The sequence below is a fragment of the Vibrio sp. PID23_8 genome (assembly GCF_003584965.1).
GTDB lineage: Bacteria > Pseudomonadota > Gammaproteobacteria > Enterobacterales > Vibrionaceae > Vibrio.
In genome coordinates, this window is the sequence record NZ_LIXE01000012.1 from 18,280 (window position 1) to 32,166 (window position 13,887).

18 protein-coding genes are annotated in these 13,887 nt (G+C 45.9%); 11 read left to right on the top strand and 7 right to left on the bottom strand.

Features of this window, described 5'->3' with window-relative positions:
* Positions 1–37: 37 nt before the first annotated feature.
* Genes murA through mlaF form a run of 7 tightly spaced genes read right to left on the bottom strand, consistent with a single transcriptional unit; the run spans position 38 to position 4,599 of the window.
* The gene (gene murA / locus AK966_RS16490) at positions 38–1,303 is read right to left on the bottom strand and encodes a UDP-N-acetylglucosamine 1-carboxyvinyltransferase (RefSeq protein ID WP_099080155.1); all 1,266 of its coding nucleotides are present in this window, start codon (positions 1,301–1,303) and stop codon (positions 38–40) included.
* A 9-nt stretch (positions 1,304–1,312) separates the two neighbouring features.
* The gene (gene ibaG, locus AK966_RS16495; protein WP_005432865.1) at positions 1,313–1,567 is read right to left on the bottom strand and encodes a BolA family iron metabolism protein IbaG; all 255 of its coding nucleotides are present in this window, start codon (positions 1,565–1,567) and stop codon (positions 1,313–1,315) included.
* Positions 1,568–1,570: 3 nt separating this feature from the next.
* On the bottom strand, positions 1,571–1,891 hold the full coding sequence (locus tag AK966_RS16500) for a lipid asymmetry maintenance protein MlaB (protein ID WP_099080154.1): 321 nt from the start codon (positions 1,889–1,891) through the stop codon (positions 1,571–1,573).
* Entirely contained in the window at positions 1,891–2,529 is a 639-nt protein-coding gene (gene mlaC, locus AK966_RS16505; protein ID WP_099080153.1) for a phospholipid-binding protein MlaC, read from the bottom strand. Before mlaC ends, AK966_RS16500 begins: the two co-directional genes overlap by 1 nt.
* 3 nt (positions 2,530–2,532) lie before the next feature.
* Positions 2,533–3,012: an outer membrane lipid asymmetry maintenance protein MlaD gene (gene mlaD / locus AK966_RS16510; RefSeq protein WP_119464555.1), complete on the bottom strand. Its 480-nt coding sequence runs from the start codon at positions 3,010–3,012 to the stop codon at positions 2,533–2,535.
* Between the two features lie 2 nt (positions 3,013–3,014).
* The gene (gene mlaE, locus AK966_RS16515; RefSeq protein ID WP_099080151.1) at positions 3,015–3,806 is read right to left on the bottom strand and encodes a lipid asymmetry maintenance ABC transporter permease subunit MlaE; all 792 of its coding nucleotides are present in this window, start codon (positions 3,804–3,806) and stop codon (positions 3,015–3,017) included.
* A complete protein-coding gene (gene mlaF, locus AK966_RS16520) occupies positions 3,796–4,599 on the bottom strand; it encodes a phospholipid ABC transporter ATP-binding protein MlaF (protein WP_099080150.1) in 804 nt (267 codons plus the stop codon). Before mlaF ends, mlaE begins: the two co-directional genes overlap by 11 nt.
* Positions 4,600–5,070: 471 nt before the next feature.
* Between mlaF and AK966_RS16525 the strand changes: the two genes are divergently transcribed.
* From AK966_RS16525 to mgtE, 11 genes are all read left to right on the top strand, one after another.
* Complete coding sequence (locus tag AK966_RS16525) at positions 5,071–6,036, top strand: calcium/sodium antiporter (protein WP_099080149.1); 966 nt, start codon at positions 5,071–5,073, stop codon at positions 6,034–6,036.
* A gap of 35 nt (positions 6,037–6,071) precedes the next feature.
* Positions 6,072–7,043 carry an arabinose-5-phosphate isomerase KdsD gene (gene kdsD, locus AK966_RS16530; RefSeq protein ID WP_119464556.1) on the top strand — a complete coding sequence of 324 codons (972 nt, stop codon included), beginning with the start codon at positions 6,072–6,074 and terminating at the stop codon, positions 7,041–7,043.
* Between the two features lie 90 nt (positions 7,044–7,133).
* Positions 7,134–7,697 (top strand): LPS export ABC transporter periplasmic protein LptC, encoded by a 564-nt coding sequence (gene lptC / locus AK966_RS16535; protein WP_099080147.1) that lies wholly within the window; start codon positions 7,134–7,136, stop codon positions 7,695–7,697.
* Entirely contained in the window at positions 7,678–8,172 is a 495-nt protein-coding gene (gene lptA, locus AK966_RS16540) for a lipopolysaccharide transport periplasmic protein LptA (protein WP_099080189.1), read from the top strand. Before lptC ends, lptA begins: the two co-directional genes overlap by 20 nt.
* A gap of 1 nt (position 8,173) precedes the next feature.
* Positions 8,174–8,899, top strand: a complete 726-nt coding sequence (lptB, locus tag AK966_RS16545) for an LPS export ABC transporter ATP-binding protein (protein ID WP_099080146.1) — start codon at positions 8,174–8,176, stop codon at positions 8,897–8,899.
* Between the two features lie 50 nt (positions 8,900–8,949).
* A complete protein-coding gene (locus tag AK966_RS16550) occupies positions 8,950–10,416 on the top strand; it encodes an RNA polymerase factor sigma-54 (RefSeq protein WP_099080145.1) in 1,467 nt (488 codons plus the stop codon).
* 24 nt (positions 10,417–10,440) lie between these two features.
* Entirely contained in the window at positions 10,441–10,728 is a 288-nt protein-coding gene (gene hpf / locus AK966_RS16555; RefSeq protein WP_119464557.1) for a ribosome hibernation promoting factor, read from the top strand.
* Positions 10,729–10,730: 2 nt separating this feature from the next.
* Positions 10,731–11,177, top strand: coding sequence for a PTS IIA-like nitrogen regulatory protein PtsN (gene ptsN / locus AK966_RS16560; RefSeq protein ID WP_099080143.1), 447 nt, complete (start codon positions 10,731–10,733; stop codon positions 11,175–11,177).
* 14 nt (positions 11,178–11,191) lie between these two features.
* Positions 11,192–12,055 (top strand): RNase adapter RapZ, encoded by an 864-nt coding sequence (gene rapZ, locus AK966_RS16565; RefSeq protein WP_099080142.1) that lies wholly within the window; start codon positions 11,192–11,194, stop codon positions 12,053–12,055.
* A 2-nt stretch (positions 12,056–12,057) separates the two neighbouring features.
* A complete protein-coding gene (locus AK966_RS16570; RefSeq protein WP_099080141.1) occupies positions 12,058–12,333 on the top strand; it encodes an HPr family phosphocarrier protein in 276 nt (91 codons plus the stop codon).
* A gap of 155 nt (positions 12,334–12,488) precedes the next feature.
* Positions 12,489–13,844 (top strand): magnesium transporter, encoded by a 1,356-nt coding sequence (mgtE, locus tag AK966_RS16575; RefSeq protein WP_119464558.1) that lies wholly within the window; start codon positions 12,489–12,491, stop codon positions 13,842–13,844.
* Positions 13,845–13,887: the final 43 nt, after the last annotated feature.

Here is a 13,887-nt window from a genome sequence, read left to right on the forward strand (position 1 = left end):
TCGGCTCTCTTGATGTCCACGTCACTAGCCAAGCAGTTTAACTTGCCTCGCTCACTCGCTCAATATTTGCGCCAAGTGCCGCCAGTTTATTTTCAATTTTGTCGTAACCGCGGTCAATGTGGTAAATACGATCAACGATCGTTTCACCACTTGCGATACAACCAGCAATCACCAAACTTGCCGATGCTCGTAGATCCGTTGCCATAACTTGCGCGCCACTTAATGATTCTACGTCACCACAGATCACAGTGTTGCCTTCAATCTCCGCTTTCGCGCCCATTCGCATCAGTTCTGGTACGTGCATAAAACGGTTTTCAAAGATCGTTTCCGTGATCACGCCACCACCTTTCGCCATCATATTCAATAGCGTGAACTGCGCCTGCATATCGGTTGGGAAACCTGGATGCGGAGCGGTGCGGATGCTCACAGCTTTTAGCTCGCGATCCGTCATATCAACAGAAATCCAATCCTCGCCTGTCTCTACTAGAGCTCCAGCCTCTTCCAACTTCGCCAGCACAGACTCCAATAGGTGTGCATTGGTGTTGCGACAAACCACTTTACCACCAGACACCGCTGCTGCAACTAGGAAAGTACCGGTTTCGATACGGTCTGCGACGACGCTGTGCTTACCACCGCCCAGGCGCTCAACACCTTCAATCGTGATGGTATCTGTACCTGCACCTGAAATTTTCGCCCCCAAGGTGTTTAGAAAATCGGCGGTATCAATGATTTCAGGCTCACGAGCTGCGTTATCTAGTGTTGTTGTGCCTTCCGCTAATGCGGCAGCACACATAATAGTAATGGTTGCACCAACGCTGACTTTGTCCATCACAATGTGTGCGCCTTTCAGACGACCATCAACCTCTGCTTTTACGTAACCATCTTCTAGTGTGATGGTTGCACCAAGCTGTTCTAGGCCAGTGATGTGTAGGTCAACTGGACGTGCGCCAATCGCACAGCCGCCAGGCAGTGATACTTGGCCTTGACCAAAACGCGCAACAAGTGGACCAAGCGCCCAAATTGAGGCACGCATGGTTTTTACTAAATCGTAAGGCGCGCAGTATTCATTGATGCTGCTTGGATCGACATGAACAGAACCATTACGACTTACTGTTGCGCCTAGACGCTTTAGCAATTCCATGGTCGTGTCGATATCACGAAGGTGTGGCACATTTGCCACTTCTACCGGCTCTTCAGCCAAAATAGACGCAAATAAAATCGGCAGTGCTGCGTTTTTTGCACCAGAAATAGTCACTTCACCAACTAGTGGTTTGTCTGACCCAATTACTCGAAACTTTTCCATCAATAAACCTTAAAGCGACATTAACTTTTTATCACGTGCCCACTCTTCGGGAGTGAACGCTTTAATCGATAGCGCGTGAATGTCGTTACGCTGAATGTAATCCATCAGAGGACCGTAAATTAACTGCTGCTTCTTAACGCGGCTCATTCCATCGAAACAAGCATCAACAGCAACCACTTCATAGTGGCTACCTTCACCTTTTACATGCACTTCTTGAAGGTTTAGTGCTTCTTCTAGTAACTGTTGTACTTTTGCGCTATCCACAATTTACCCCTGATAATTCTGTATATGTTTGGCCACTAAAGATTCAACATTACTCAGCTGAAACAAAGTGCGCAATTGCGCAGGCACGAAACTGAGCATTATATGACAGTTTTGTTTTTTTGCATGCTCTATTAAGTGAATTAACATCACCATTCCAGCTGAGTCGATACGCTCGATCTCTTCCAACGAGCACTCGACAGCGACTTGTGAGGGCTGCCATTGTTTCGCTACCGTCCATAGTGATGGCACAGTATCTCTATCCAACGCCCCACTGAGCTTAAGTGAGCCTTGCTGTAAGTGCCACTGAGAATGAGATGCTGACATTAGTTTTTTGCCTCAAAACGAATGGGTTGCGCTGCCAAACTCTCAAGATCTTTCGCTACCGCTAAAATGCCATCTTGACGAATTTTTCCGCTCCATTCCGACTGCTTGCTCGACAGTAAACTGATGCCTTCAGCAACCATGTCGAATGCCAGCCATTCTCCTGTTTTGTTATCTTTGCGCAGTTTGAATTCAAGCGTAATGTTTGGGCGAGGCGCATCAATAATATCAACTTTAATACTAGTGATACGTTTCGACGGGTCCAGCTTTGGTTCTGGACCAAACGCGACTTGTTGATCCGTATATTGCGTCAGCACTTGTGCATATGATGTCACCAAGTAACCACGAAAAGCTTTAATGAACACCCCAACATCTTCACGCTTGGCTCCTTTAAGATTCGGGCCGAGCAGTTTCAACGCAGCATAACGTTCATTTACATAAGGCATCAGCTCTTGATCAACAATATCCTTTAACAAATTAGGGTTTTGCTGAATCTTTGGTTGCTCATTCTTCAATCGCTCAAACGTCACTTCCGCGACTTGTTTCATCATCTGGTATGGCTGCGTTTTATCCACTTCTTGGGCTGCTGCACCAAATGCCGTGAAAGCCGCTGCGAAAGAAAGCAATAATCTCGATAGCATGGGTTATTCCTTATTTGAATCGCCAATGCTGTATAGCACCTGGCCAATTAAATCTTCTAGCACCAATGCTGATTTGGTGTCTTCAATTGTATCGCCATCTACGAGCATTTCCTCATCATCAAAGACAAAGCCTGGCACTAATCCAATGTATTGCTCGCCAATCAAGCCAGAAGTCAGAATTTGCACACTGGACGTTTCTGGGAACTGATTGTATTTGCTGTTGATCGACAAACTTACTACTGGCAGCAGGTTATCTGGGTTGAGCGTAATACTGCTTACTCGACCAATAACCACGCCACCGACTTTCACTGGCGAGCGCACTTTTAAGCTACCAATATTATCGAACTCGGCTTTCAGGGTATAAGTATTGCCAGAGCCCATGCTTTTTACGTCAGCAACTTGAAAAATCATCACAAGAATCGCGCAAATTCCTGCTAATACAAAGCTGCCAACCCATAATTCAGTTTTACGTGTTTGTTGCATGACTAATTCCCAAACATCAATGCAGTCAGTACAAAGTCTAGTCCTAGTACTGCTAAAGAAGAATGCACAACTGTGCGCGTAGTAGCTCGACTGATGCCTTCCGAAGTTGGAATCGCGTCATAGCCGTTAAAAAGAGCAATCCAAGTAACAGTAAGGGCAAATACAACACATTTAATCATACTGTTGCCGATATCTTTACCAAGCTCCACCGACGATTGCATCGCTGCCCAAAAGCTGCCGTGATCAACGCCTTTCCAATCAACCCCAACTAATTCTGCGCCCCAAATACCTATCGCCATAAAAATCATAGCAAGCAGTGGCATTGAGATAACACCAGCCCAGAAACGTGGCGCAATCACTCGCTTAAGCGGATCCACGGCCATCATTTCTAAGCTTGATAACTGCTCAGTTGCCTTCATTAGGCCAATTTCAGCAGTCAGAGCAGAGCCGGCGCGCCCCGCAAACAGAAGAGCAGTAACCACTGGACCAAGCTCGCGAAGCAACGACAGCGCAACCATTTGCCCCAAACTGCCCTCTGCACCATAATCCACAAGAACAACGTACCCTTGCAGGCTCAACACCATACCGATAAACAGACCAGAAACGACAATGATCGCCAATGACTGTACCCCTACCGAGTAAAGTTGCTTGATCACTAAAGGAAGGTTTTTGATTGGCTGTGGTCGAGCCACTAACGCACCAACGAGCATCAACGTTGCGCGACCGAACGCTTCACAAATGGCCAATGTGCGTCTGCCTAGCGAAGCGACAAATTGAATAAAGCTATCGACCATCAAATAAATCCTTTTCGATACTTTGAGCTGGGTAGCGGAATGGTACAGGGCCATCAGCTTCGCCTTGTAAAAATTGCTGTACACGTGGGTCTGGATTGTCATTGAGCTCTTGTGGTGTACCGCATGCCACGATTTTTCCATCTGCAAGCAAGTAGACCCAATCAGCAATGCTCATCACCTCTGGTACATCGTGTGATACCACGATTGACGTAAGCCCCAGAGCTCGGTTCAAATTACTGATCAGTTCAACCAAGACGCCCATAGTAATTGGGTCCTGACCAACAAACGGTTCATCGTACATGATCAAGTCCGGGTCAAGCGCAATGGCTCGTGCCAATGCCGCACGCCGCGCCATCCCCCCAGACAATTCGCTCGGCATCAACTCTGCCGCACCACGAAGTCCTACGGCTTCAAGCTTGAGTAGCACCATGGTTCGAATCAACTCTTCTGGCAGTTCAGTATGTTCACGTAAAGGGAAGGCAACGTTATCAAATACGTTGAGATCCGTGAATAGTGCTCCGGATTGAAATAGCATGCTCATCTTCTTACGAGCTTGGTACAACTTCTTCCGTGAAAGAGCAGGAATATTGTCACCATCAAACCAGATCTCTCCTTGCTCTGGATACAACTGACCACCAATCAGGCGTAGCAGCGTCGTTTTACCGATTCCCGATGGCCCCATAATGGCCGTCACTTTCCCCTCTGGTACGCGCAAATCAATGCCGTCAAAGATCGTGCGATCTCCACGTGAGAAAGTGAGATTATTTAAGGTAACTAAATCGTTGTGCGACATATCATCTTCTTCTACTATTTGTAAGTAATCACTTACAAAATCGCCAGGTAAATTCGTCTTTCAGTCAGTAGCCCGTTGTGGATTCCCAGTACTTAGCTAAATAACTCTGAGGGGCTCACCACGCTCATCGTTATTTAGAATGAATTGAAAACCGTGACAGACGATGAATACAGTATATTGACGTCACTTAGGTATATTTAGCTGCAATCATAAGCACATTGAACTTGAATTAAAAGCACTGTTCAATTAAATCACATCGGCTAGACTTCACTATTCCCTTATAAACAAAGTGAAGCAACGATAGGCGACTAAATTTCGGCAACGACCTCATTGCGGTAATAAACAACATACAGGCTAAATGCAATTTCGTTACCAACCTTTAATTTATTTGTTGTTTATCTTCCATTTTTGCCTGCAAAAGGTCAAAATTAGCGGTTACTCATTTCAATTATTCACTACTTAGGAATCATCATGCTCGAAACCGTAGCGTTGCTCATCGTCGGTCTTGTATTACTTGTTTGGAGTGCCGATAAACTTGTTTTTGGCTCTGCTGCTCTTGCTCGCAACGTTGGTATATCGCCTTTGGTCATCGGTATGACTATTCTTGCCATGGGCTCGTCTGCACCTGAAATGATGGTGTCCGCCACGGCCGCATGGGAAGGAAAAACTGACACGGCTGTCGGTAATGTACTAGGCTCGAACATTGCTAACATCGCATTAATCCTAGGTATCACCGCACTTATTAAACCACTATCAATCAGCTCGGCAGTGATTCGCCGTGAGCTTCCTCTCATGATAGCGGTTACCGTTTTAGCTGGCATTTTGCTTTGGGATAACCACTTAGGTTTCTACGAGGGTGTGCTGCTGTTTGTTCTATTTGGTGGATTCCTTTACGCCATGTTGCAGATCAGCCGTAAAGAACAAAAAGCGGGTGACGTATTAATTGAAGAGCAAGAAGCCGAAATTCCAGAAGGCGTGAGCAATCCAAAAGCGATTATGTGGGTGGTTATCGGCCTGATTCTGCTGCCTATCGCTGCCAGCATGTTGGTTGATAATGCCGTTATCATCGCGAAATTTTTCGGCATGAGTGACCTTGTGATTGGTCTTACGATCATCGCGGTGGGTACGAGCTTACCTGAACTTGCAGCGTCATTGGCTGGCGTTTTAAAAGGCGAAGATGACATGGCTGTCGGCAATATCATCGGCTCAAACGTATTTAATATCTTGGCCGTAATGGGACTTCCAGGCATTATCAACCCATCGGTGCTAAGTGAGTACGCTATGGGGCGCGACTTCTGGGTTATGTTGGGTGTTTCTCTGCTTTTGGTTGCGATGTGCTTGGGTAAATCTCGTAGCATTAACCGAATTGAAGGCAGCATTTTAGTCGTATGTTTCTTGGGTTACCAAGGCTATCTACTAATGAACATGGCCGCTTAATAACATAATAATTAAAGACCAATTGGAGCCCTGAGATGTCTAATCAATTTGATTTTCGCGCTGCTGCAAAACAAGTTCTTGATATCGAAATAGCTGGTTTACAACAGCTGAGCCAGTACTTTAATGCGCAATTTGAACAAGCCTGCGAATTGATTCTATCCAACAGCGGTAAAGTTGTTGTGATGGGGATGGGCAAGTCAGGCCATGTTGGCAACAAAATTGCTGCAACGCTCGCAAGCACTGGTACATCGGCGTTTTTCGTTCATCCAGGCGAAGCCGCTCATGGTGACCTTGGAATGATCAGCGCTGGTGATATTGTTATCGCGATATCTAATTCTGGTGAGTCACATGAGATTTTGTCTCTATTTCCCGTATTAAAACGCCTCAATATCAAAATCATTAGCATGACCGGTAAGCCTGATTCCAACATGGCTAAACTGTCTGATCTGCACCTGCAAATCACGGTGCCAAAGGAAGCTTGCCCACTTGGACTCGCACCAACGACAAGTACCACCGCTACCTTAGTGATGGGGGATGCGCTAGCTGTAGCTCTACTTCAAGCTCGTGGTTTCTCAGCTGAAGACTTCGCACTGTCACACCCTGGCGGCACTTTAGGGAGAAAACTGCTGCTTAAGCTGTCTGATATTATGCACTTTGGCAACAAACTGCCCAAAGTGGCTCCCGATGCGCTGATTCGCGATGCGCTTCTTGAGATTTCAGAGAAAGGATTGGGCATGACCGCAATCGTCGATGAACACGATGCTATGCTTGGTATATTCACCGATGGTGATTTACGCCGAACATTGGACAAACGAATTGATATCCACACAACGGCGATCGGAGAGGTGATGACACAAAACCCAACCGTCGCACACCCAGATATGCTGGCCGTTGAGGGATTAAATTTAATGCAAGATAAAAACATCAACGCACTGCTTTTGTGTGACAACAACAAGATTGTTGGTGCTTTAAATATGCATGACTTATTGAAAGCTGGCGTGATGTAATATCCGTCATACAGCAAACTTAAATGATCTATTTATCAGATTAAGGCAATGGTCAGGGAAGTACTGAGCTAAGATAAAGGCCTTTATTTTATGAGTTTTACTCGCCTTATATACTTGCTCTTGCTCTTCGTTGTCGCTTGGTGTGGCTATTATTTGCTCACTCCAAAAGGCCATGAAGGTATGCAAGTAGCACCCGATTTAGAACTGCCCATGTTCAGTGGTACTGGACTGGAAAATATTACTTATGGTGAAGATGGTGTCCGCAGTTACATCATTCGCTCCACGAATTTGGATCACTATGCCAAAAGTGGTGACACGATTTTCAACCAACCAACCTTGTTGGTTTACCGAGAAGGGAATGTCATCGAGTGGAAGGTGACTGCGACAAAAGCAGTACTAGATGAAGACCAGATCTTGACGCTATATGACGAGGTCTTAATGAAAAATCTATTACCAGGTGCCAGTTTTGATACCATGGTAACGGATAAACTGGTCATCAATCTAACCAATCGTGATTTTAAAGCCGATCAACAAGTGATGTTGGTTGGACCTCAATTTGAAACTACTGGAGGCGCAATGCAAGGTAACTTGAAAAAGCATATCGCGACTCTAACAGATGAAGTTCAAGGTCGATATGAAACCGTTACACCTTAGCCTATTGGCGCTGATTTTAGCTGCGCCGCAAGCGTTAGCATTAAAATCGGACACTCAACAACCGGTTTACATTAACTCTAACACCCAACTGGTGGACATGAAGAGTAATCAGGTGACTTTTGAAGGCAATGTCTCTCTTAAGCAAGGTAGTATTAATATTGATGCGAATAAAATCGTCGTAACTCGCGATGCAAAAACGCAGTCAATTAAACAGATTCAGGCTTTTGGCAAACCAGCCACCTTCTCTCAGCTAATGGATGATGGCAAAACTTTAAGCGGTCAAGCCGAAGAGTTAGATTACCGCATCTCTACTGACGAACTGACAATGAAGGGCCAAGCGCAACTCGCTCAAGATGGTAACACCATCAATGGCGCCTCAATCCGTTACCAAATTGGCAAACAGAAATTGGTTGCTGATAGCTCAAAAAACGAGCGCGTGACCACCATTTTGCAACCTAATCAGATCGAGAAGTAATATGGCGGTACTAAGCGCAAAAAACTTGGCAAAAAGCTACAAAAAGCGCAAAGTGGTTACTGATGTAAGCTTAGAGGTTGAGTCCGGTCAGATCGTAGGACTTTTAGGCCCTAACGGGGCAGGTAAAACCACATCCTTCTATATGATCGTAGGTCTTGTACCCCGTGACGAAGGCACTATTACTATTGATGATCAAGATATTAGTATTTTGCCAATGCACAGTCGTTCTCGTATGGGTATCGGCTATCTGCCACAAGAGGCGTCTATCTTCCGTAAACTCTCAGTAGAAGACAACATCATGGCTGTACTAGAGACGCGCCAAGAACTCACACATGAAGAACGCCAAGATAAGCTAGAAGATTTATTGGAAGAGTTCCACATACAGCACATACGAACCAGTGCGGGTATGGCACTATCTGGTGGTGAGCGTCGACGTGTCGAAATCGCGCGCGCTCTAGCCGCAAATCCACAATTCATTCTGTTGGATGAACCGTTTGCGGGTGTAGACCCGATTTCTGTAAACGATATCAAAAAGATCATCGAACACCTGCGTGATCGTGGCCTTGGTGTGCTAATCACCGACCACAATGTTCGTGAAACCCTAGACGTCTGTGAAAAAGCTTACATTGTCAGTCAAGGACACCTCATTGCTTCAGGAACTCCGGATGAAGTTCTCAATAATGAGCAAGTGAAACAAGTTTATCTCGGCGAACAATTCCGTCTATGATTACATTAGGAACGGTAAGATTCTGAGCATTACAAGGTAAGTAACACTGAATGAAACCTTCATTACAACTCAAGCTAGGTCAACAGTTAGCCATGACGCCACAGCTGCAACAAGCCATTCGTTTGTTGCAACTGTCTACACTCGATCTTCAACAAGAAATTCAAGATGCACTGGATTCCAACCCTCTGCTGGAAGTTGAAGAAGGTCAAGAAGAACCTCTAGCCAATGGTGAAGACAAATCCGGACTGAATACGTCTGACGACAGTGCGAGCGATACCTCTGAAACAGATCTTCCAGACAGCTCTGACATCATCGAAAAGTCAGAAATCAGCTCAGAGCTGGAAATCGATACGACTTGGGATGATGTCTACAGTGCGAACACTGGCAGTACTGGCCTAGCTCTTGATGACGACATGCCGATTTACCAAGGTGAAACCACTGAGTCTCTACACGATTACTTAATGTGGCAACTGGATCTTACCCCCTTTAGTGAAACTGACCGAACGATTGCTCTTACCATTATCGATGCTATTGACGATTACGGCTACCTTACGCTTTCTCCGGAAGAAATTCACGAGAGCTTTGATAACGAAGAAATTGAGCTCGATGAAATCGAAGCCGTTCGCAAGCGAATTCAACAATTTGATCCTCTTGGTGTTGCATCAAGCAACCTACAAGAGTGCTTATTGCTGCAATTGGCCACTTTTCCTGAAGATACCCCATGGTTAGCCGAAGCGAAGATGGTACTTGCCGATCACATCGACCAGCTAGGCAATCGTGATTACAAACTCGTTATCAAAGAAAGTAAGCTGAAAGAAACCGAGTTACGTGAAGTGTTGAAGTTAATTCAGCAACTTGATCCTCGCCCTGGCAGTCGCATTACCTCTGATGAGACCGAGTACGTCATTCCTGATGTCTCTGTCTTTAAAGAGCATGGCAAATGGACAGTTTCGATTAACCCTGACAGCATGCCAAAATTGAAGGTAAATCAACAATATGCACAGCTAAGCAAAGGCAGTAGCGCAGATAGCCAGTATATTCGCAGCAATTTGCAAGAGGCAAAGTGGTTAATAAAGAGTCTAGAAAGCAGAAACGAGACACTTCTCAAAGTTGCACGATGTATTGTTGAACATCAGCAAGATTTCTTCGAGTATGGTGAAGAAGCCATGAAGCCAATGGTATTAAACGATGTTGCTTTGGCGGTAGAAATGCATGAATCCACAATTTCTCGTGTTACCACACAGAAGTTCATGCACACACCACGTGGCATATTTGAATTGAAGTACTTCTTCTCCAGTCATGTCAGTACTGACAATGGGGGAGAATGTTCGTCCACAGCAATTCGTGCTCTCATCAAGAAACTGGTCGCAGCGGAGAATACTGCCAAACCACTTAGTGACAGCAAGATTGCTACTCTTCTGGCTGATCAAGGGATTCAAGTCGCAAGACGAACCATAGCGAAATATCGCGAATCCTTGGGTATTGCCCCTTCAAGTCAGCGTAAACGCCTACTTTAAGGCACCAACTGAAAAGGAAAGTCTATGCTAATCAATATTCAAGGCCATCACGTTGATCTTACCGATTCAATGCAAGACTATGTTCAAACAAAGTTTCAGAAGCTCGAAAGGTTCTTCGACCATATCAATCAAGTTCAAGTTGTACTAAAAGTTGAAAAACTTCAGCAAATCGCGGAAGCTACGCTCCACGTAAATCAGGGCGAAATCCACGCGTCAGCCGATGACGAAAATATGTATGCAGCGATTGACTCGCTGGTGGATAAGTTAGTTCGCCAACTTAACAAGCACAAAGAAAAATTAAACAGTCATTAATCATGCAACTTAGCGAGATACTGTCATTGGACTGCACGAAAAGTGCAGTCCATTGTACGAGTAAAAAACGTGCCCTGGAAATGATCAGCCAAATCGTGGCTGAAAGTACGGGTCAAGATTCAACAGAGCTGTTTGAGTGTATGCTAAACAGAGAAAAAATGGGCAGTACAGGTATCGGTAACGGTATCGCTATTCCTCATGCCAGAATGCCATCCAGCGACAAAGCCATCGCCGTGCTACTACAATGTGACGAAGCGATTGAATTTGATGCTATCGACAACCGTCCAGTCGATCTTCTTTTCGCTCTTCTCGTACCAGAAGAGCAATGCAAAGAGCACCTCAAGACTTTATCCTCCATGGCAGAGCGTCTGAGCAACAAGCAAGTGTTAAAAATGCTGCGCAATGCTCAGAGTGATGAAGAACTCTACGACATTATGATTCATCAGTAATCAAGGCGATCATCATGCGATTAATCGTAGTCAGTGGGCACTCTGGTGCTGGTAAAAGTGTTGCCCTGCGTGTACTTGAGGATATGGGTTATTACTGCGTAGACAATCTACCGGTTAATTTGCTTGATGCATTTGTTCAGTCCACTGCCGGCAGTAAACAAAACGTCGCTGTAAGTATTGATATCCGTAATATCCCTAAGAAACTCAAAGAACTAAACGCAACGTTAGAAAAGCTCAAAGCGGAACTCGACGTGACGGTGCTGTTCTTAGATGCAAACAAAGAAACGTTACTCAAACGCTACAGCGAAACACGCCGGATTCACCCACTTTCACTTGACGGTCAATCCCTCTCTTTGGATCAGGCGATCGAGCTTGAGCAGAACATTTTGATGCCACTAAAAGCCCATGCCGATCTCGTGCTCAATAGCAGCGGTCAATCGCTGCATGACTTGAGCGAGACCGTGCGTATGCGTGTTGAAGGGCGTGAACGCAAAGACCTCGTCATGGTGTTTGAGTCATTTGGCTTCAAATTTGGTCTACCATCAGATGCGGATTACGTATTTGACGTTCGCTTTTTACCAAACCCGCACTGGGAACCTGCACTGCGTCCATTTACAGGATTAGATGCCCCTATTGCTGCCTTTTTAGAACAACATCAACCGGTTCTTGAGCTCAAAAAGCAAATTGAAAGTTTTATTGAGACATGGTTACCGATGTTAGAGAAAAACAACCGCAGCTACCTAACGGTTGCGATTGGCTGTACAGGGGGTAAACATCGCTCGGTATATCTAACACAAAAAATTGGTGAATACTTCGCAGAAAAAGGGCATCAAGTGCAAATTCGCCACACTTCATTGGAAAAAAACGTTAAGGAATAACGGTGGAATTAAGTCGTAAAGTATTGATCCAAAATCGCTTAGGCTTACATGCTCGCGCAGCCATTAAGTTAGTTGAACTGGCACAAAGTTTTGATGCCGTCGTTACTATCAACAACGAAGAGGATACAACGGCGACCGCAGACAGCGTGATGGGCCTGCTAATGCTCGAATCCGCTCAAGGACAATATGTTACTATCCACGCCACTGGCGAACAGTCAGAGCAAGCCCTCAATGCAGTTTGTCACCTGATCGAAGACAAATTTGAAGAAAGCGAGTGATTCACTCGCTTTGCTCACATCTGCACACATCCCTTCTCATCCCTAGCCTCCCATCAACAAATAATTTTGTCTACTTTCATAAGTTGTTATTAAAAGGTGCCTAGAATTAAGATACTATTCAACGCATTGTAAATATCAGGAATTGGGAGGAATGAATGGCAGAGCAAATAGAATTCGACCAAGCTCACCAAGCCCTCCAAGAAGTCACAGAAGCACTAGAGAATGGCCGCTTCGTCCATGTTCGTCGTCAACTACAGGACATGGAACCTGAGGATATCGCGCACCTTTTAGAAGCATCTCCGCGTAAAAGTCGTGAAGTACTATGGCAGCTGACCGATCCGGAAGACTACGGTGAGATCCTCGATGAACTGAACGAAGACGTAAAAGACAGTCTGGTGTCAAAAATGGCCCCTGAAGCGCTGGCAGAAGCGACAGAAGGCATGGACACCGATGACGTGGCTTACGTACTACGGAGCTTGCCAGATACGCTATCGCGTGAAGTCCTATCACAAATGGACTCTGACGACCGCCTACGCGTCGAGACCGCCCTATCCTACCCTGAGGATTCCGCTGGCGGATTGATGAATACCGATGTCATCACCATTCGTGGTGACGTCGACGTCGACGTCGTCCTGCGTTACTTGCGCATGAAAGGCGAACTGCCTGAAGCAACCGACGCGCTTTACGTCATTGACGATGAGAACAAGCTGATCGGTGAACTGCCAATCACCACACTGATCACCACTCAACCTGATGTAAAAGTCAGGGATGTGATGGAAGATGCAGACGACGCCATCACGGTAGACACCAGTGACTCTGATGTGGCAAGCCTATTTGAACGTCGTAACTGGGTTTCAGCGCCAGTCGTGGATGAAAATCAGCACCTCGTTGGCCGTATCACCATCGATGACGTGGTCGACGTTATTCGCGAAGACGCAGAACACTCAATGATGAGTATGGCGGGTATGGATGACGACGAAGATACCTTCGCCCCAGTGTTTAAATCGGCACGTAAACGTAGTGTCTGGTTAGGCGCCAACGTGCTTGCCGCACTGGCAGCGGCATCCGTGTCGAACATGTTCGAAGCCACGCTCGATCAAATGGCCGCAATCGCTGTCTTAATGACCATTGTGCCATCGATGGGCGGTGTTGCGGGGAACCAAACGGTTGCACTGGTCATTCGTGGCCTTGCACTTGGCCATATCGGTGACGCCAACAAACGCGAACTATTGATGAAAGAAGCCGCCATCGGCTTACTCAATGGCATCATGTGGGCATTGATCATCGGCGGCATTGTTGTCGTGTGGAAAGGGAACTGGATGCTCGGTGGGATCATCTCGGCTGCCATGTTAACCAACCTGTTGGTTGCGGGTGTTGCCGGGGTAAGTATTCCAATACTGCTTAAGAAGATGAACATCGATCCAGCCTTAGCGGGTGGAATGGCATTGACCACCGTCACCGATGTGATTGGTCTTTCAGTCTTCCTTGGCCTGGCAACCCTAGCGATCTGACTCAGGGCTAGGACGCTTAAAAACAAAAAAAAGCCTGATGAAC